Origin of the sequence: Nocardioides imazamoxiresistens, from assembly GCF_032378595.1 — a bacterium.
Lineage (GTDB): Bacteria > Actinomycetota > Actinomycetes > Propionibacteriales > Nocardioidaceae > Nocardioides > Nocardioides imazamoxiresistens.
The window spans coordinates 70,634-87,306 of the sequence record NZ_JAVYII010000007.1 but is presented as its reverse complement, the minus strand read 5'-3'; the positions used below and the strand labels follow the sequence as shown (position 1 = coordinate 87,306).

Annotated in this window: 16 protein-coding genes; 6 read left to right on the top strand and 10 right to left on the bottom strand. The window is 74.3% G+C overall.

Going from position 1 to position 16,673, the window contains the following annotated elements; translation table 11 throughout:
- Positions 1 to 109: 109 nt before the first annotated feature.
- The 9 genes from lgt to RDV89_RS15705 all read right to left on the bottom strand — a co-directional run bounded on the left by lgt (position 110) and on the right by RDV89_RS15705 (position 8,941).
- Positions 110 to 1,123 carry a prolipoprotein diacylglyceryl transferase gene (gene lgt / locus RDV89_RS15745; RefSeq protein ID WP_315734403.1) on the bottom strand — a complete coding sequence of 338 codons (1,014 nt, stop codon included), beginning with the start codon at positions 1,121 to 1,123 and terminating at the stop codon, positions 110 to 112.
- A 58-nt stretch (positions 1,124 to 1,181) separates the two neighbouring features.
- Positions 1,182 to 2,003, bottom strand: coding sequence for a tryptophan synthase subunit alpha (gene trpA, locus RDV89_RS15740; protein WP_315734401.1), 822 nt, complete (start codon positions 2,001 to 2,003; stop codon positions 1,182 to 1,184).
- A complete protein-coding gene (gene trpB, locus RDV89_RS15735) occupies positions 2,000 to 3,235 on the bottom strand; it encodes a tryptophan synthase subunit beta (protein ID WP_315734400.1) in 1,236 nt (411 codons plus the stop codon). The genes trpA and trpB overlap by 4 nt, the downstream gene beginning before the upstream one ends.
- A complete protein-coding gene (trpC, locus tag RDV89_RS15730) occupies positions 3,232 to 4,026 on the bottom strand; it encodes an indole-3-glycerol phosphate synthase TrpC (protein ID WP_315734398.1) in 795 nt (264 codons plus the stop codon). The genes trpB and trpC overlap by 4 nt, the downstream gene beginning before the upstream one ends.
- A 5-nt stretch (positions 4,027 to 4,031) precedes the next feature.
- Positions 4,032 to 4,232: an HGxxPAAW family protein gene (locus RDV89_RS15725; RefSeq protein WP_315734397.1), complete on the bottom strand. Its 201-nt coding sequence runs from the start codon at positions 4,230 to 4,232 to the stop codon at positions 4,032 to 4,034.
- An 83-nt stretch (positions 4,233 to 4,315) separates the two neighbouring features.
- On the bottom strand, positions 4,316 to 4,957 hold the full coding sequence (locus RDV89_RS15720; protein WP_315734395.1) for a Trp biosynthesis-associated membrane protein: 642 nt from the start codon (positions 4,955 to 4,957) through the stop codon (positions 4,316 to 4,318).
- On the bottom strand, positions 4,954 to 5,298 hold the full coding sequence (hisI, locus tag RDV89_RS15715; protein ID WP_315734393.1) for a phosphoribosyl-AMP cyclohydrolase: 345 nt from the start codon (positions 5,296 to 5,298) through the stop codon (positions 4,954 to 4,956). The genes RDV89_RS15720 and hisI overlap by 4 nt, the downstream gene beginning before the upstream one ends.
- 29 nt (positions 5,299 to 5,327) lie before the next feature.
- Complete coding sequence (locus tag RDV89_RS15710; protein ID WP_315734391.1) at positions 5,328 to 7,118, bottom strand: ABC transporter ATP-binding protein; 1,791 nt, start codon at positions 7,116 to 7,118, stop codon at positions 5,328 to 5,330.
- Positions 7,115 to 8,941, bottom strand: coding sequence for an ABC transporter ATP-binding protein (locus RDV89_RS15705; protein ID WP_315734389.1), 1,827 nt, complete (start codon positions 8,939 to 8,941; stop codon positions 7,115 to 7,117). The genes RDV89_RS15710 and RDV89_RS15705 overlap by 4 nt, the downstream gene beginning before the upstream one ends.
- 137 nt (positions 8,942 to 9,078) lie before the next feature.
- On the opposite strand from RDV89_RS15705, the gene RDV89_RS15700 reads away from it, so the two are divergent.
- Positions 9,079 to 9,699: a Maf family protein gene (locus RDV89_RS15700; RefSeq protein ID WP_315734387.1), complete on the top strand. Its 621-nt coding sequence runs from the start codon at positions 9,079 to 9,081 to the stop codon at positions 9,697 to 9,699.
- Here RDV89_RS15700 and RDV89_RS15695 read toward each other — a convergent pair.
- Positions 9,626 to 10,132, bottom strand: coding sequence for a GtrA family protein (locus RDV89_RS15695; RefSeq protein ID WP_315734385.1), 507 nt, complete (start codon positions 10,130 to 10,132; stop codon positions 9,626 to 9,628). The two genes, RDV89_RS15700 and RDV89_RS15695, sit on opposite strands and share 74 nt — an antisense overlap.
- Positions 10,133 to 10,341: 209 nt before the next feature.
- Between RDV89_RS15695 and RDV89_RS15690 the strand changes: the two genes are divergently transcribed.
- From RDV89_RS15690 to RDV89_RS15670, 5 genes are all read left to right on the top strand, one after another.
- On the top strand, positions 10,342 to 12,129 hold the full coding sequence (locus tag RDV89_RS15690) for an acetyl/propionyl/methylcrotonyl-CoA carboxylase subunit alpha (RefSeq protein WP_315734384.1): 1,788 nt from the start codon (positions 10,342 to 10,344) through the stop codon (positions 12,127 to 12,129).
- A 109-nt stretch (positions 12,130 to 12,238) separates the two neighbouring features.
- The gene (locus RDV89_RS15685; protein WP_315734382.1) at positions 12,239 to 13,231 is read left to right on the top strand and encodes an LLM class F420-dependent oxidoreductase; all 993 of its coding nucleotides are present in this window, start codon (positions 12,239 to 12,241) and stop codon (positions 13,229 to 13,231) included.
- A gap of 130 nt (positions 13,232 to 13,361) precedes the next feature.
- Positions 13,362 to 14,624 (top strand): hypothetical protein, encoded by a 1,263-nt coding sequence (locus RDV89_RS15680; RefSeq protein WP_315734380.1) that lies wholly within the window; start codon positions 13,362 to 13,364, stop codon positions 14,622 to 14,624.
- Positions 14,621 to 15,844, top strand: coding sequence for a hypothetical protein (locus tag RDV89_RS15675; RefSeq protein WP_315734378.1), 1,224 nt, complete (start codon positions 14,621 to 14,623; stop codon positions 15,842 to 15,844). Before RDV89_RS15680 ends, RDV89_RS15675 begins: the two co-directional genes overlap by 4 nt.
- A complete protein-coding gene (locus RDV89_RS15670; RefSeq protein WP_315734376.1) occupies positions 15,841 to 16,617 on the top strand; it encodes a hypothetical protein in 777 nt (258 codons plus the stop codon). Before RDV89_RS15675 ends, RDV89_RS15670 begins: the two co-directional genes overlap by 4 nt.
- Positions 16,618 to 16,673: the final 56 nt, after the last annotated feature.

Sequence of the window (16,673 nt, the reverse complement as noted above, 5' to 3'; positions counted from 1 at the left end):
GGCCCTGCAGGCGCTCAGGTTACCACCGTGAAACCTGCGCGCTACGCCAGGTTTCACGCCGGGCCCGGCGTGGTCGTGCACGACGGGCGCGACGGCGCCCGTTCGACGGTCAGTCGGCGGTCGAGCCGCCGCGCGGCGCGGGATCGTCCGTCGCGACGTCGTCGTCGGAGGACGATGTCCCGTCGGCCTTCGCGTCGGCCTTCGCGTCGGCCTTCGCGTCGGCCTTCGCGTCGGCCTCGCCCTCGGACTCGTCCTCGGTCAGCGGCGCCCGGCCCTCGACGTACACCGCCTCCTCGCGGCCCCGGCCGCGGTGCAGGTAGAGGTACAGCAGCGACCCGAGCAGCAGGAGCAGCGAGACCCACACGTTCCAGCGCAGGCCCAGCACGTCGTTGAGCTGCACCTCGTCGATGCGCAGCATCTCGTTCCAGCCGCGACCGGCGGTGTAGGCGGCGACGTAGAGGGCCAGCACCCGGCCGTGCCCGAGCCGGAACCGGCGGTCGAGCCAGATGATGAGGGCGAACGCGGCGAGGTTCCACAGGAACTCGTAGAGGAACGTGGGGTGGAAGGTCGCGTACTGCTCGTAGCCGTCGGGCCGGTAGGCCGGGTCGATCTCGAGCCCCCAGGGCTGGTCGGTCGGGCGCCCGAACAGCTCCTGGTTGAACCAGTTGCCCCACCGGCCCAGCGCCTGCGCGACCAGCAGCCCCGGCGCCAGGGCGTCCGCGAACGGCAGGAACCTGATGCCCTTGCGGCGTGCGCCGATGTACGCGCCCACCGCGCCGAGCGCGATCGCGCCCCAGATCCCGAGCCCGCCGTTCCACAGGTACAACGCCTCGATCGGGCGCCGCCCCTCGCCGAAGTAGAGCTCCCAGTCGGTCGCGACGTGGTACGCCCGCGCGCCGACCAGGCCGAACGGGATCGCCCACAGGGCGATGTCCTGGACGTCGCCGTAGGCGCCGCCGCGCGCCTGCCAGCGCTTCTCGCCGATCCAGACCGCCGCCACGACGCCCGCGATGATGCACAGCGCGTACCCGCGGATGGGCACGGGGCCGAGGTTCCAGACCCCCTCGGCCGGGCTGGGGATGGTCAGCGGCAGCAGCGCGAGGGTGCCGAGCACGGAGAGCATGGCGCCCATCATGGACTGCCGCTCCCCCAGGTCGGAAACGGGCCTCGGCGAGCGACCCTCAGCCGGCGACGCGGGCGCGACGCACGCCGTCGGCCAGGTCGGCCGTCAGCGTCCGGAGCGCGGCGAGCCCGGCCTGCCGGTCGCCGCCTGCCTCCAGCAGGGTGCGCACGAAGGCGGAGCCGACGATGACGCCGTCGGCGTGCGCAGCCGTCTCGGCCGCCTGGTCGCCGGTGCTGACGCCGAGGCCGACACCGACGGGCAGGTACGCCCCCGCGGGCGAGAGCGCCTTGGTGCGGGACACGAGCGGGCCGGCGAGGTCGGAGGTGGTGGTGCGGGCACCGGTCACGCCCATCACGGCGGTCGCGTACACGAACCCGCGGCACGCGGCCGTGGTCATCGTGACGCGCTCGTCGGTCGAGGAGGGGGCGACGAGGAAGACCTTGTCGAGGTCGTGGGCGTCGGCCGCCGCGATCCACTCGGCGCCGTAGTCGGGCGTGATGTCGGGCGTGATCAGCCCCGCGCCGCCCGCGCCGGCCAGGTCGGCGGCGAACCGCTCGACGCCGTAGCGCTCGACGGGGTTCCAGTACGTCATCACCAGCGTCGGCGTGCCGGTCGCGGCGACCGCCTCCACCGTGCGCAGGACGTCGGCCGTGCGGCAGCCGCCCTCGAGCGCCTGCTGGGCGGCGGCCTGGATCGTCGGTCCGTCCATCACCGGGTCGCTGTAGGGCAGGCCGATCTCGATGACGTCGCAGCCGGCGTCGACCATGACGTGCAGCGCGTCGACCGCGCCGGGCACGTCGGGGAAGCCGGCCGGCAGGTAGCCGACCAGGGCGGCGCGGCCCTCCGACCGTGCGCGCTCGAAGGCGGGGGTCACGCTCATGCCTCGACGCCCCGTCCCGCGTCGCCCAGGCCGAACCACTCGATGGCGGTGCCCATGTCCTTGTCCCCGCGCCCGGAGAGGTTGATCAGGACGATCGCCTCGGGCCCCTTCGTCGCGGCCAGCTCGCGGGCCAGCTGCATCGAGCCGGCCACCGCGTGGGCGGACTCGATGGCGCAGATGATCCCCTCGGTGCGCGCCAGGAGCGACATCGCGTCCATGGCCTGCGCGTCGGTCACGGGCGCGTAGGTGGCGCGCCCGACGTGGGCGAGGTGGGAGTGCTGCGGGCCGACGCCCGGGTAGTCCAGGCCCGCGGAGATCGAGTGCGACTCGACGGTCTGGCCGTCGTCGTCCTGCAGCACGAAGGTCCGCGCCCCGTGGAGCACCCCGGACTCGCCGGCGGTGATCGTAGCCGCGTGCCGGCCGGTCTCGACGCCGTCGCCCCCGGGCTCGAAGCCCCAGATCGCGACCTCGGGGTCGTCGAGGAAGCCGGCGAACAGCCCGATGGCGTTGGACCCGCCACCGACGCAGGCGGTCACGGCGTCGGGCAGGCGGCCGTACCGCTCCAGCACCTGCGCCCGCGCCTCGTCGCCGATGCCGCGGCAGAAGTCGCGCACCATGCTGGGGAACGGGTGGGGCCCGGCGGCCGTGCCGAACAGGTACGCGGTGTGGTCGACGCTCGCGACCCAGTCGCGGAACGCCTCGTTGATGGCGTCCTTGAGGGTGCCGCTGCCGGTGTCGACCGGCACGACCTCCGCGCCCAGCAGCTGCATGCGGGCGACGTTGAGCGCCTGGCGGCGCGTGTCGACCGCGCCCATGTAGACCGTGCAGTCGAGACCGAGGTACGCGGCCGCGGTGGCGCTGGCGACGCCGTGCTGGCCGGCTCCGGTCTCCGCGATCACCCGCTTCTTGCCCATCCGCTTGGTCAGCAGCGCCTGGCCCAGCACGTTGCGGATCTTGTGGGCGCCCGTGTGGTTGAGGTCCTCGCGCTTGAGCAGCACGCGGCAGCCGACCTGCTCGGAGAGGCGGGTGGCCTCGTAGAGCGGGCTGGGCAGGTTGGCGTAGTCGCGCAGGATCGCCTCGAACTCGCCCAGGAAGGACGGGTCCGCCATCGCCTCCTGCCACGCCTCGGTCAGCTCGTCCAGCGCGGCGACGAGGGCCTCCGGCATGAACCGGCCGCCCCACTGCCCGGCCTCGCCGAAGTACCCGGCGTCGTCGACCTCGTAGCGGGTCATCGTGCAGCTCCTGTCCCGACGGCCGCCATGGCGCGCACCGCGCCGGCGGGGTCCCCTCCCTTGACGAGGGTCTCGCCGACGAGCACGCCGTGGGCGCCCTCGCCGGTGTAGCGCTCGACGTCCGCGACGCCGCCGATGCCGGACTCGGCGACCAGCAGCGCGCCGGCGGGCGCGAGCGGGGCGAGGCGGCCGAAGGTATCGGCGTGCACCTCGAGCGTCTTGAGGTCGCGGGCGTTGACCCCCAGCAGCTGCAGGTCGAGCGCTGCCGCGCGCTCGGTCTCCGCCTCGTCGTGGACCTCGACGAGCACGGTCATCCCGAGGTCGCGGGCCAGGTCGTGCAGGCGGTGCAGCGTGGGGTCGTCGAGCGCGGCGACGATGAGCAGGACCAGGTCGGCGCCGGCCGCGCGCGCCTCGAGGACCTGGTAGTCGGTGACGACGAAGTCCTTGCGCAGCAGCGGGACGTCCACCGCCGCGCGCACGGCGACCAGGTCGCCGAGCGAGCCGCCGAAGCGGCGCTGCTCCGTCAGGACGCTGATGGCGGCCGCGCCGCCGGCCGCGTACTGCTGCGCCAGCGCGACCGGGTCGGGGATGTCCGCCAGGTGCCCCTTGCTGGGGCTGCGGCGCTTGACCTCGGCGATCACGCCGGTGCCGGGGCCGCGGAAGCCGGGCAGCGGGTCGAGCGCCGGGGCGACGTCACCGAGACGCGCCCGGAGCTCGGCGAGCGGGACCAGGGCCTCGCGCTCGGCGAGGTCCTCCCGGACGCCGGCGACGATGTCGTCGAGGACGGTCACCGAGGTCAGTGCTTCTCCTCGTGCAGACCCATCTTGGCCAGCACGAGGAACAGGAAGAAGGCGCCGACGGCGAGGGCGAGGCCGACCCAGAAGACCACCATGTTGATCGGGTCGAGCATCAGGCCCACCGAACCCACCGCGAAGCCCAGGAGGGCGACCGAGACACCGGTCCACGCCGCGGGGGTGTTGCCGTGGTTGTTGGCCATGCTGGGCTCCTCGGGGTTGCTGCTGGTTGCTGGTCGGGCCGGGGACGAGTCTAGGTGCGGGGGGCGCGGGACGACGGGTCGGGTCAGCGCGTCGGTCCGGCGGTGGGGCCCGCGGTCGGGTCGTCGCCCGCGTCGATCGCCTTCCAGAGGTCGAGCGACGTCGAGGTCGACGTGTCCGCGGTGCCGGCGCCGGCCTCGCGCCCCGCGCCGTCGCCCCCGGGGGCGTCGTAGCGCGAGCCCATCTCCGGCCAGCTCGGCGCGAGGCGCACGGCGGCCGCGAACGCCAGCGCGCTGACCAGGGCGGCGACGCCGGTCGCGGCCAGCCACCAGGTCAGCGTGGGCTCCACGCCGGGCGTGCCCGAGCGGGCGAGCTCGGCCGCGACGTCGTCGGGCAGCGTGCGGGCGGCCGCGACCGCCACTGCGACGACCCCCAGCGACGCCACGGCGCCGAGCCCCGCGACCACGCGGCGGAACCAGCGGCGGGTCACCAGGACCACGCCCCAGCAGGCCAGGACCACGAGGCCGAGGGCAGCGGCGAGGGGCGACTCGCCGAGGTCGGCGGTCGTCGCGATCCCGCTCTGGCCGAGGCCGGCGACCGGGCCCGTCGCGCCGCCGGTGTCGGCCCACGTGCGGGTGCCGCCGAACGCGACGAGGCCCGCGGCGGCCACACCGACGAGGACGACGGGGCCGAAGGTGCGTCGGGCCCCGGGGCCGACGCCGCTCACCGCAGCTCCAGCAGGTCCGCGTCGAAGCAGGTGCGCTCCCCCGTGTGGCACGCGGCGCCGACCTGGTCGACCTTCACGAGCAGGGCGTCGCCGTCGCAGTCGAGCCGGACCTCGCGCACGTGCTGGTGGTGGCCGGACGTGGCGCCCTTGACCCAGTACTCCCCGCGGGAGCGGGACCAGTACGTGGCGCGACCGGTGGTCAGCGTCCGCTCGAGCGCCTCGTCGTCCATCCAGCCGAGCATCAGCACCTCGCCGGTGTCGTGCTGCTGCACGATCGCGGCCACCAGCCCGTCGGCGGTGCGCTTGAGGCGGGCGGCGAGGTCGGCGGGCAACGGGCTCACCCCACCAGTATCCGCGTCGAGGCCCGCGCTCACGCCCGCACCTCCCGCTGGGCGATCCAGGAGGCGTGCAGCCGTGCGTACACGCTGCCGGCCTGGCCGACCAGCTCGGCGTGCGGGCCGTGCTGCACCACCTCGCCGGCGTCGACGACGACGACGTCGTCGGCGGACTCGGCGGTCGAGAGCCGGTGGGCGATCGTCACGGAGGTGCGCCCGGCCATCAGCCGCTCCAGCGCCCGGTTGATCCGCATCTCCAGCGCGGGGTCGACCGCGCTGGTCGCCTCGTCGAGGACGAGCAGGTCGGCGTCGGCGAGGTGGGCCCGCAGCAGCGCGACGAGCTGGCGCTCCCCGGCCGACAGCGACTCGCCGCGCTGGCCCACCCGGGTGGCCAGGCCGTGCGGCAGGTCCGCCAGCCAGTCGTCGAGACCGAGCTCGGCCGCGGCGGCCGTGACCCGGGCCTCGTCGGCGTCCAGGTCGCCGTAGCGCGCGTTGGCGAGCACGGTGTCGTCGAACAGGAACCCCTCCTGCGGCACGAGCACGACCCGGCGCCGCAGCGACGCTCCCCGCACGTCGCGCAGGTCGGTGCCGTCGAGCCGGATCGAGCCGGAGTCGGGGTCGGCGAGCCGGGTCAGCAGCTTGGCGATCGTCGACTTGCCCGACCCGGTCTCCCCCACCACCGCGACGCGTCGACCGGCGGGGATCCGCAGGGTCACGTCGCGCAGCACCGGCTCGCCGCCGGGGTAGGAGAACCACACGTGGTCGATCTCGACGTCCACGGCGCGGTCCGGCAGGTCCGCGCCGGCCTCTCCCGGGTCGACGAGCTCGGCCGGGGTGTCCAGCAGACCGATGGTGCGCCGCCATCCGGCGATCGCGTTCTGGGCGTCCGTGAGGATCTGCGTGCCCATCTGCACCGGGCCCACGAACAGGGTCACGAGGAAGGCGAAGGCGAGGATCTCGCCCGCCGTGATGTCGCCGGCCAGCCCCAGCCACACGCCGATCACGATGACGCCGGCGTTGGCCAGCCCCGCCGAGATGCCGCCGAGCGAGAAGGTCACGGCGGTGAAGCCCTGCGCCCGCACCGCGGCGGCCCGGTAGGTGTCGACGGCGGTGTCGATGCGCTCCTGGGTGCGCCCCTCGACGGCGTACGCGCGGACCACGGCCGCCCCGACGACGGGCTCGGCGATGGCCGAGAGCATCACGCCGACCTGGCGGCGGACGATGCCGTACGCCGCCGAGAGCTTGCGCTGGAAGTACCGCAACGACAGGAAGAGCGGGGCGAAGCAGACCCACACGACGAGGGTCAGCTTCCAGTCGTAGACCGCCATCACGACGGTCGCGACCAGCACCTGGCCGACGCTGACCACGAAGAGGACGCCACCGAAGACGATGAACTGGCTGACCTGGTCGATGTCGCTGGTCACCCGCGACACCAGCGCCCCGCGACGTTCCGAGTCCTGGGTGCCCAGGGGCAGGTCGTGGACGTGGCGGAAGGCCTTGACGCGCAGCGACGCCAATCCCGTCTCCGCGGCGACGAACAGGCGCTTGGTCATGAAGTACGACGCCACCCCGGTGACGAGGACGGCCAGGGCCGCCAGGGCCGCGACCAGCGCGGTGAAGCCGACGTCGGTGCCGCCCGGCGCGTTCACGCCGCGGTCGAGGGTCTGCTGCACCGCGATCGGGATCACGACCTGCCCGCCCGTCGCGACGACCGCGAGCAGCAGGGTGCCGACGATCCCGTCGGCGAGCTCGGGCGAGTGCCGCACGCCGCGACGGATGGTCGCCATCGCGCCGATCTCCTCGCCGGAGGCCACCTTCACGCTCATCGCACGGCCTCCGTCGCACTCGGGTCGGTCGTGCCGGCGGGGCCCCCGGGCCCCCCGGGATCGGGCAGGTCGTAGGCCGTGACCAGCCGGGCGTACCCCGCGTCGCGGGAGAGCAGGTCCGCGTGGGTGCCGCGGTCCACGACGCGCCCGTCCTCGAGGTGGACGACCTCGTCGGCCAGCGCGATGGTGGCCTTGCGGTAGGCGACCACGAGCAGCGTCGCGTCGTTGGTGGCACGCAGCGCACCGAGGATGCGGGCCTCGACCTCAGGGTCGACCGCGGACGTGGCGTCGTCGAGCACGAGCAGCCGCGGGCGGCGCACGAGGGCGCGGGCCAGAGACAACCGCTGTCGCTGGCCGCCCGACAGGGTCGTGCCCCGCTCCCCCAGCTGGGTGTCGAGGCCGTGCGGCAGCCGTCGGACGAACTGCTCGGCCTGCGCGGTGCGCAGGGCGGCCCAGACCGCCTCGTCGTCCACGTCGGTGCCCAGCGCCACGTTGCCCCGCACGGTGTCGTCGAAGAGGAACGCCGTCTGTCCCACGACGGCCACCGCCTCGGCCAGGGCGCCGTAGCGCAGGTCGGCGAGGTCGACGCCGTCGATGCGCACGGCACCGGCGTCGGGGTCCACCAATCGGGTCAGCAGGGAGGTGAGGGTGCTCTTGCCCGAGGCCGTCGCCCCGACGACGGCGACCGTCCGGCCGGGGGCGACGTCGAACGAGAGGTCCTGCAGCACGGGCGCGCCCGCGACGTAGGAGAAGTCGACCCCGTCGACCTCGAGGTGCGCGCCGTCGCGGCGCACGTCGGAGCCCTCGACGCTCTCGGGGCCGTAGGTCAGGGAGCCGTCCGCGGACAGGACCGCCCGCACCCGGTCGTACCCCACCACGCTGCGGGGCAGGTCGCCGAGCAACCAGCCGATGGAGCGGATCGGGAAGCCGACGATGGTCAGCAGGTACGCCACCGTGACCACCGACCCGGGGTCGCTGGCCCCCGTGGTGACCCGGGCGACGCCGACGACCAGCACGAGGAGGACGCCGACGTTCGGCAGCGCGTTCAGCAGCGGGTCGAACGCGGCCCGCAGCCGACCCGCCCGGATCGCGACGTCGCGCAGCTCGGCGCTGCGCTCGGCGAAGCGGCGGGTCTCCTCGGCCTCGCGGCCCAGGGTCTTGACGACCAGGGCGCCCTCGAAGGACTCGTGGGCGATCTCGCTGACCTCGCCGCGCAGCTCCTGGACGCGCGTCATCAGGGGCGACGTCTTCCGCTGGAACCACAGGTTGACCACGATGACGGCCGGGAAGACCAGCAGGCCGACCAGGGCCAGCACGAGGTCCGTCAGCACCATCTGGACGACGGCGATCACCATCATCGCGATCGTGCCGACCGCCATCGGCAGGGGCGCGACCGGGCCCCAGGCAGCCTGGACGTCGGAGTTGGCGTTGGACAGCAGCACACCGGTCGGGTGGCGGTGGTGCCACTCCATCGGCAGCGCGAGGTACTGCCGCGTCACGGCCTTCCGGTCGTGCGCCTCCATCCGGTACTGCATGATCCCCGCGCCCAGACGCCGCGCGACGATCCCCGCGGCCCGCAGGATGGCCACGCCCACGAACAGCGCGACCACGGCGACGAGAGCGCCGGAGCCCACCTCGCCGGTGTCGAACGCGGGCAGCACGACGTTCTCCGTGGCCCAGCCCAGCACCCAGGCGTCGGCGACCGTGAGCGCCCCGAAGAGGACGCTGCCGATCGCCGCCACCGCGAAGACCCAGGGCTCCCGACGGATCGCCACCCCCAGCACTCGCAGGCCGGCTCGGGTGGTCGAGGTGGTGCGCGGCACGGGTCGGGGCCTCCGTCAGGTCGGTCGGGTGGAGCGGGCGGCCGACCACGTCTCCTCGACGGAGCTGCGGGGGCGATGGGCCAACGTAGGCGAGCGCACCGACATTCCTCGAAACGGCCGCCACGTACGGTGCCCGTGTGCCGACCCTCGTGCTCGCCTCCGCCTCCCCCGCCCGCCTGCGCACCCTGCGGACCGCCGGCCTCGACCCCCTCGTGGTCGTCTCCGGCGTCGACGAGTCGGTGGCCGACGGCCTGGGGCCGCGGGAGCTGTCCGCCGAGCTCGCGCGGTTGAAGCGCGACGCCGTCGCCGCCCGGAGCGACGAGCTGCCCGTCGACGCCGTCGTGCTCGGCTGCGACTCCGTCCTCGAGGTCGACGGCGAGGCGCACGGCAAGCCCGGGACCGCCGAGGTCGCCGTCGAGCGGTGGCACCGGATGCGGGGCCGCACGGGCGTCCTGCACACCGGTCACGCCGTGCTGGACCTGGCCAGCGGTCGCGGCGAGGTCGAGGTCGGCTCCACGCTCGTGCGCTTCGCGGAGCCCAGCGACGCCGAGATCGAGGCGTACGTCGCCACCGGCGAGCCGCTCGCGGTCGCGGGCGGCTTCACGCTCGAGGGTCTCGGGGCAGCCTTCGTCGCCGGCGTCGACGGCGACCCGCACAACGTGGTGGGGGTCAGCGTGCCGCTGCTCAGGGTGCTCCTGGCTCGACTCGGTCACGCGTGGCCGGACCTGTGGCGCCCACGCGACGCCGAGGCTGGTTGAACACGACCTGGCGGAACAGGTAGAAGCGGGCCGCGAAGCCCAGCGCCAGGCCGACGACGTTGGCCGCGACGTTGTCGGAGACGGGGTCGGTGAACCCCAGCACGTTGCGGCTGAACCACAGGCAGGCCACCGGGAGCGCCATCGTGGCGACGTTGATGACCACGTACGCCCAGAAGCCGTTGTCGTCGCCGGGGGCCGTGCGGTGCTTGAAGACCCAGTAGCGGGTGCCGTTGTAGCTGACGAGCATCCCCACGGTGTTCGCCAGCACGTAGGCGGTCAGCGGCCGGTCCCGCAGGAGCGGCTCCACGAGCCACGCCCCGTGCAGCAGCACGTTGAACAGGACGACGGCGACGAAGGTCGCCACCACGCCCACGAGGCTGAACCGGCTCACCTCGGCGCCGAGGCGCCGCCAGCGCCGACCCTGTCCCCCCACGGCGACGAGGTTACCGTCCGGCGACCTCGGGCCGACGGACGCCGGGCGCCCCGGCGACGCCGCATCGACAGCGGGACGACGTACCGGAAAAATGGGACCGAGGACCGGACCCCCCGTCGACACGTCCGGCCCTCGCCCTAGACTCCCCAGCGGCTGCCCTCGCCGGAGGGTCCGTCGCCGCTCGTGAACCGACCTGTCGAGGAGTGCCCGTGCCCGAGATCAAGCCGTTGCGTCGAGTGCTCATCGCGAACCGCGGTGAGATCGCGGTCCGCGTCGTCCGTGCCTGCAAGGACGCGGGCATCGACAGCGTCGCCGTCTACGCCGAGCCGGACCGCGACGCGCTGTTCGTCCGGCTCGCCGACCAGGCGCACTCCCTCGGCGGTGCGACGCCCGCCGAGTCCTACCTCGACATCGCCAAGATCCTGGCCGTGGCCGAGCAGAGCGGCGCCGACTCGGTGCACCCCGGCTACGGCTTCCTCGCCGAGAACGCCGACTTCGCCCAGGCCGTCATCGACGCCGGGCTCACGTGGATCGGTCCCCCGCCGTCGGCCATCGAGGCGCTGGGCGACAAGGCGAAGGCGAAGCACATCGCGGACCGGGCGAACGCGCCGCTCGCGCCCGGCACCAAGGACCCGGTCGCCGACGCCGACGAGGTCGTCGCGTTCGCGAAGGACAACGGCCTGCCGGTGGCGATCAAGGCGGTCTTCGGCGGCGGCGGCCGCGGCCTCAAGGTCGCGCGCACCCTCGAGGAGATCCCCGACGCCTACGAGTCGGCCGTCCGCGAGGCCGTGACGGCCTTCGGTCGCGGCGAGTGCCTCGTCGAGAAGTTCCTCGACAAGCCGCGCCACGTCGAGACCCAGTGCCTCGCCGACCAGCACGGCAACGTGGTGGTCGTGTCCACCCGCGACTGCTCGCTGCAGCGCCGCAACCAGAAGCTGGTCGAGGAGGCGCCCGCGCCCTTCCTCAGCGACGCGCAGCTCGAGGAGCTCTACGAGTCCTCCAAGCGGATCCTGCGCGAGGCCGGCTACTACGGCGCCGGCACCTGCGAGTTCCTCGTCGCCCAGGACGGCACCATCTCCTTCCTCGAGGTCAACACCCGCCTGCAGGTCGAGCACTGCGTCTCGGAGGAGGTCACGGGCATCGACCTGGTGCGCGAGATGTTCCGGATCGCGGCCGGCGAGGAGCTCGGCTACGGCGACCCGGAGATCCGCGGGCACTCGATCGAGTTCCGGATCAACGCCGAGGACGGCGGGCGCAACTTCATGCCCGCTCCCGGCACGCTGTCGGCCTGGAGCCCCCCGAGCGGCCCCGGCGTGCGCCTCGACGGCGGCTACGAGAACGGCGAGACCGTCCCGGGCTCGTTCGACTCCCTCGTCGCCAAGCTGATCGTCACCGGCCGCGACCGCACGCAGGCGCTCGAGCGCAGCCGCCGCGCGCTCGGCGAGTTCGTGGTCGACGGCATGCCGACGGTGATCCCGTTCCACCGCGCGGTGGTCTCCGACCCCGCGTACGTCGGCTCCTCCAACCCCTCCGGCGAGGGATCGTTCGACGTCTACACCCAGTGGATCGAGACGGAGTTCGACAACCAGATCGAGCCGTTCGGCGGCGAGGCGGCCGAGGCCGAGGAGGCGGGCGAGCGCCAGACGGTCGTCGTCGAGGTCGGCGGTCGCCGCCTCGAGGTCGTCGTTCCCGCCGGTCTGGGCGGGCTCTCCGCCGGGCCCGCGGCGGGCGCGAAGAAGCCCAAGCGCAAGGGCGGCAAGAAGGCCGGCGCCGCCGTCTCCGGCGACGCGGTGGCCTCCCCGATGCAGGGCACGATCGTCAAGGTCGTGGTCTCCGAGGGCCAGGAGGTCGCCGAGGGCGACACCATCGTCGTGATCGAGGCGATGAAGATGGAGCAGCCGCTCAAGGCGCACAAGGCCGGCACCGTCACGGGTCTCGACGCCGAGGTGGGCGCCACGGTCACCAACGGCGGCGTGGTCTGCGAGCTCAAGGACTGACTCCGGCGGCGGCCGCACCGGCCGACCCCAGCACCGTCCGACCACGGGGTCGGGTCGCCTCCGGGCGGCCCGGCCCCGCGGCTTTGGTGCCCGGTGGTCCAGTGGGGCCATGACGACACGCTTCGGCTACACCCTCATGACCGAGCAGTCCGGCCCGAAGGACCTGGTGCGCCACGCCGTGGCCGCCGAGCGGGCGCGCTTCGACTTCGAGGTCGCCAGCGACCACTACTTCCCCTGGCTCGCGGCCCAGGGCCACGCGCCGTACGCCTGGAGCGTCCTGGGCGCGGTGGCCCAGGCGACCGAGCGCGTGGACCTGATGACCTACGTGACCTGCCCGACGATCCGCTACCACCCGGCCGTCGTGGCGCAGAAGGCCGCGACCCTGGCGCTGCTCTCCGACGACCGCTTCACGCTCGGCCTCGGCGCCGGCGAGAACCTCAACGAGCACGTGGTCGGGCAGGGCTGGCCGAGCGTCGACGCCCGCCAGGACATGCTCGTCGAGGCGATCGAGATCATCCGGGCGCTGCACACCGGCGACCTCGTGACGTGGGAGGGCGACTACTTCCGCGTCGACTCCGCCCGGATCTGGGACCTCCCGGAGACCCCCGTGGGCATCGGCGTCGCCGTCGGGGGCGAGAAGGCGGTGCAGCGCTTCGCCCCGCTGTCGGACCACCTGGTCGCCACCGAGCCCTCCGCCGACCTGGTGAGCGCGTGGAACGGCACCGACGGCGCGCCCACGATCGGTTCCGGTCCGGCGCGCGCGGTCGGCCAGATCCCGATCTGCTGGGACCCGGACCGCGACGCCGCGGTCGCCCGCGCCCACGAGCAGTTCCGCTGGTTCGCGGGCGGCTGGTCGGTCAACGCCGACCTGCCGACGACCGCGGGCTTCGCCGGGGCCACCCAGTTCGTGCGGCCCGAGGACGTCGCGGACAACATCCCGTGCGGCCCCGACCTCGACGCCATCGTCGAGGCGGTCAAGCCGTTCTGGGAGGCCGGCTTCACCGACGTCGCCCTCGTCCAGGTCGGCGACTCCTCGCTCGACGCCTTCCTCGCCGAGGCCGCCGAGCCCCTGCTGGAGAAGCTGCGCGCCGCGTCCTCCTGATGCTCGACCACCCCTGGGGGTCGAACGGGCCGGTGGCGCAGAATAGGTGTGCCACCGGCCCTTCGCGGGTATCCCCGGCGGCGCTGAGCCAGGCCCCGTCCGGGGTGGGGGACGACCAGACGAGGTGACGGTGGCGGAGGACGAGGTCCAGACGATCCTCGCGGAGCTGCGAGCCGACGGGCTGTACGTGCACCCCAGCGCCGCCCAGCTCGTCCCGGCGGAGCAGCAGGAGCAGATCGAGGCCAACCTCGCCGAGCTGCGCGAGGCCGGCGCCCCGGTCTACGTGGTGGTCGAGGACGTCTCCGAGACGGGCCGGTTCGGCTCGATGGACAGCCTGCTGACCCGCGTGCACGACCGCAGCGTCACGGACGGCGATCCCCTGGAGGGCCTCTACGTCGCCACCGACTGGTTCTACTCCGCCGACTACGCCGAGCGGGAGGGCATCGCGCCGTACACCCTCTCCGACCGCGGCTGGTCCGTCTCCGAGAAGCTGCCGACGGACTTCGACGCTCTCGACGTGAACCAGGTCGAGGACGACCTCGGCGACGGTCTGGTCCTGCTCACGGAGTCGATGGCCGCCCGCGTCGACGGCGACCTCACGCAGTGGGACAGCTACATCGGCTCCGTGCGCGAGGCGCGCGAGCAGGACCGCGCCCAGGAGGAGGGGTCCGACGGAGCGGGCGGCACCGTCCTCCTCGGCGCCGGCGCGGTCCTCGCGATCGTGGTCGCCGGCGTCCTGCTCTCCCGCCGCGCCCGTTCCGGCGCCCGGCCGGGTACGCCCGAGCGAGGCGTCCGCGCGTCCGCACAGGGCTCGCGCGGCGCGGCGTACACGCTGCCGCCGTCGGCGGTCGAGCTCGTGCGGGCCGCCCACGACGCCCGGGTCGTCACCCGTGGTCGCGACGAGCTCCTCGCGCTCGGCGAGGCCGTCGACGCCGCGGAGCTGACCCCTCGCGGCGACGCGGACTCGTGGCAGGCAGCCCTCGACCACTACGACGCGGCGCGCCGGGTGCTCCGGCCCGAGGACCCGGCCGACGACGTGCCGCTGCTCGACGGCGTCGGCGGGCTGGTGCTGGCGCAGCGCGGACGCGCGGCGCTCGCGGCCGCGTCGCGCGGCAGGGCGTGGTCGCCGCAGGCCCCGTGCTTCCTCAACCCCCTGCACGGTCCGGGGACCACGGAACGGGACGTCGAGGTCGGCGGACAACGGCTGCACGCGCCGTTGTGCACCCGCTGCCGCCGCGACCTCAAGCGGGGCGGGAAGCCGGCCATCCTGGACGTCATGGTCGACGGGAGCCCCCGCCACTACTTCGAGACGGACGCCCGTCCGTGGGCCGACACCGGGTTCGGCGCGCTCGTCCCGGACCTCGTGACCGCGCTGCACCGGGCGCGCCGATGAGCCAGGAGCCCACACCCCCGGGCCAGGACCTCGCCCGCGACGTCCTCGGTGACGCGCCCACCCTCGACGAGGTCGTCGCCGCCCTGCGGGACGACCCCGTGCTCGTGCACCCCCTCTTCGGCAACGGCGCGCGCGACGAGGTCGACGCGGCCCTGACGGCCAAGGTCGCCGAGGCGGCGGAGGCGGGCGTGCCGGTCTACGTCGCCTTGGTGCCGGACGTGCCCGGCCTGGCGCAGGGCGACTACGGCAGCGAGGCCGCCGAGGACCTCGCGGTGCGGCTCGCGGACCGCCTCGGCGACGGTGTCTACTTCGCCGCCACCGACCCCCACTCCCTCTACCCGGCCGATGCCGGGACCGGAGCGTGGGAGGACGTCCGCCTCGACTGGGTGCCGGGACAGTCCGACGAGGACGGGTCCGTCACCGCGCTCGTCGGCGGGGTCGCGTACGGCATCGACCAGCTGGCCGACAACGGCGAGGACCCCGCGCAGTACCTGGCCGGCGTCTGGCAGAAGCCGGAGTGGCAGTACGACCGCGACGGCAGCGCCTCGGACGAGTTCCAGGCGACGTTCGTCCCGACGACCGCCCTCGTGCTGGTGACGATCGTGGTCGCGCTCGTCGTGAGGACCGCGCTCACCTGGCGCGCCACGGCGCCCACCACTCCCACCGGCGGGTCCGCGGCGGTCCGCCTGAGGAAGGACGCGACGTCGCCGGAGTCGGACGCGGTCCCGACGCTCCGCTCCGCGGTGGCCGACGAGGTCGCGCAGGTGGAGGACCTGCGTGCGGCGCGGGCCGGACGGCGTCTGGACGACGCGGTGCGCGACCGGGTCGACGGGTCCCTGGCAGCCGCGCGCACCCTGCTCGACCACGCGGGCCGCGGCCACCGCCGCGAGCCGGACCTCGTCGGCGCCCTCGTCCTGGCGCGCATCGCGCGTCGCGCGCTCGAGGACCCCGGCGCACCGGCGTACCGCCCCTGCTACGTGAATCCGCTCCACGGCGAGGCGACCGACCGGCGTGACGTCGGCGCCGCCGGGGTCGAGGTGCCGGTCTGCCGCGCCTGCGCCCGCGGCCCGCTCTCCCACCCCTTCGTGGTGCAGCGCGGGCTGCGCCGCGAGCCCTACTTCGCGCGCGACGACGTCTGGGCCCGCACGGGCTACGGCGCCCTGACCGACGACCTGTGGACCCAGGTCGCCAGGGCGCGACGCGCGGGAGGTGCGTCGTGAACGGCCTCGTGCGCCGACTGGCCCCGACCCTCGTCGGCCTGGTGTGCGGCGTGCTCGCCTGCCTCGCGGTCGTCGGCCGCTTCGACGGGTCGGCGCCGTCCACCCGCGACGACCTCGTCCCCGGCGACGTCGTGCAGGACGCGCTCGACGCGTTCGCCGACGGCGACCACGTCGTCGTGGCGCCCGGCTCGTCGGCGTACCTGTCCCCCGAGGACGAGGCCGCCCTCGAGCAGGTCATCGACCAGGAGCAGGCACCGATGTTCGTGCTGGTCGTGGAGGAGTCCTGGAACGCGGGCTACCGCCAGGCGGGGCACGCGTTCGACCAGATGATGGCGAACGCGACGGTGGACGGTCTCCTGGTGCTGTGGGAGCAGAGCCCCGACGGCACGGTCACCGGCCAGGTCCGGCTCAGCGGCGACCGGCCCCTGCCGCCCTCGTACCAGCTCGAGGAGCAGGGGTTCACGCTGACGCCGGAGGAGGCGAGCGCCTACGAGGCCATCGAGCAGTACGAGATGCTCGGCGACGCGGGTCTGCGGATGACGGAGTGGGCGCGGGCGCTGCCCGACGGGATCGAGGACGTCGTGGACGAGCGCCGGGCCGCCCAGGAGGAGGCGACCGGTCGCGAGGACACCGTCTTCGGCGTCGTCGCCGGGGTCTTCGTCGGCCTGTTCGGCGGGTTCGTGGTGTGGGTGCTGATCGGTCTGCTGCGGCGGCGGACGGGGCGCACCTTCCTGGTCCGTGCCCCGAGCGGGGCGAGCCGTCGGCGCCGCTGACCCACTCCTCGGACACCCGCGCCCCGGCGGGAACGTGACCTGGATAACCTCGGCCC

Bases quoted from the DNA above. Each gene is read 5' to 3' on its own strand.
- lgt (WP_315734403.1), bottom strand. From the start codon at position 1,123: ATGCTCTCCGTGCTCGGCACCCTCGCGCTGCTGCCGCTGACCATCCCC.
- trpA (WP_315734401.1), bottom strand. From the start codon at position 2,003: ATGAGCGTGACCCCCGCCTTCGAGCGCGCACGGTCGGAGGGCCGCGCC.
- trpB (WP_315734400.1), bottom strand. From the start codon at position 3,235: ATGACCCGCTACGAGGTCGACGACGCCGGGTACTTCGGCGAGGCCGGG.
- RDV89_RS15725 (WP_315734397.1), bottom strand. From the start codon at position 4,232: ATGGCCAACAACCACGGCAACACCCCCGCGGCGTGGACCGGTGTCTCG.
- RDV89_RS15710 (WP_315734391.1), bottom strand. From the start codon at position 7,118: ATGAGCGTGAAGGTGGCCTCCGGCGAGGAGATCGGCGCGATGGCGACC.
- RDV89_RS15685 (WP_315734382.1), top strand. From the start codon at position 12,239: ATGACGACACGCTTCGGCTACACCCTCATGACCGAGCAGTCCGGCCCG.
- RDV89_RS15675 (WP_315734378.1), top strand. From the start codon at position 14,621: ATGAGCCAGGAGCCCACACCCCCGGGCCAGGACCTCGCCCGCGACGTC.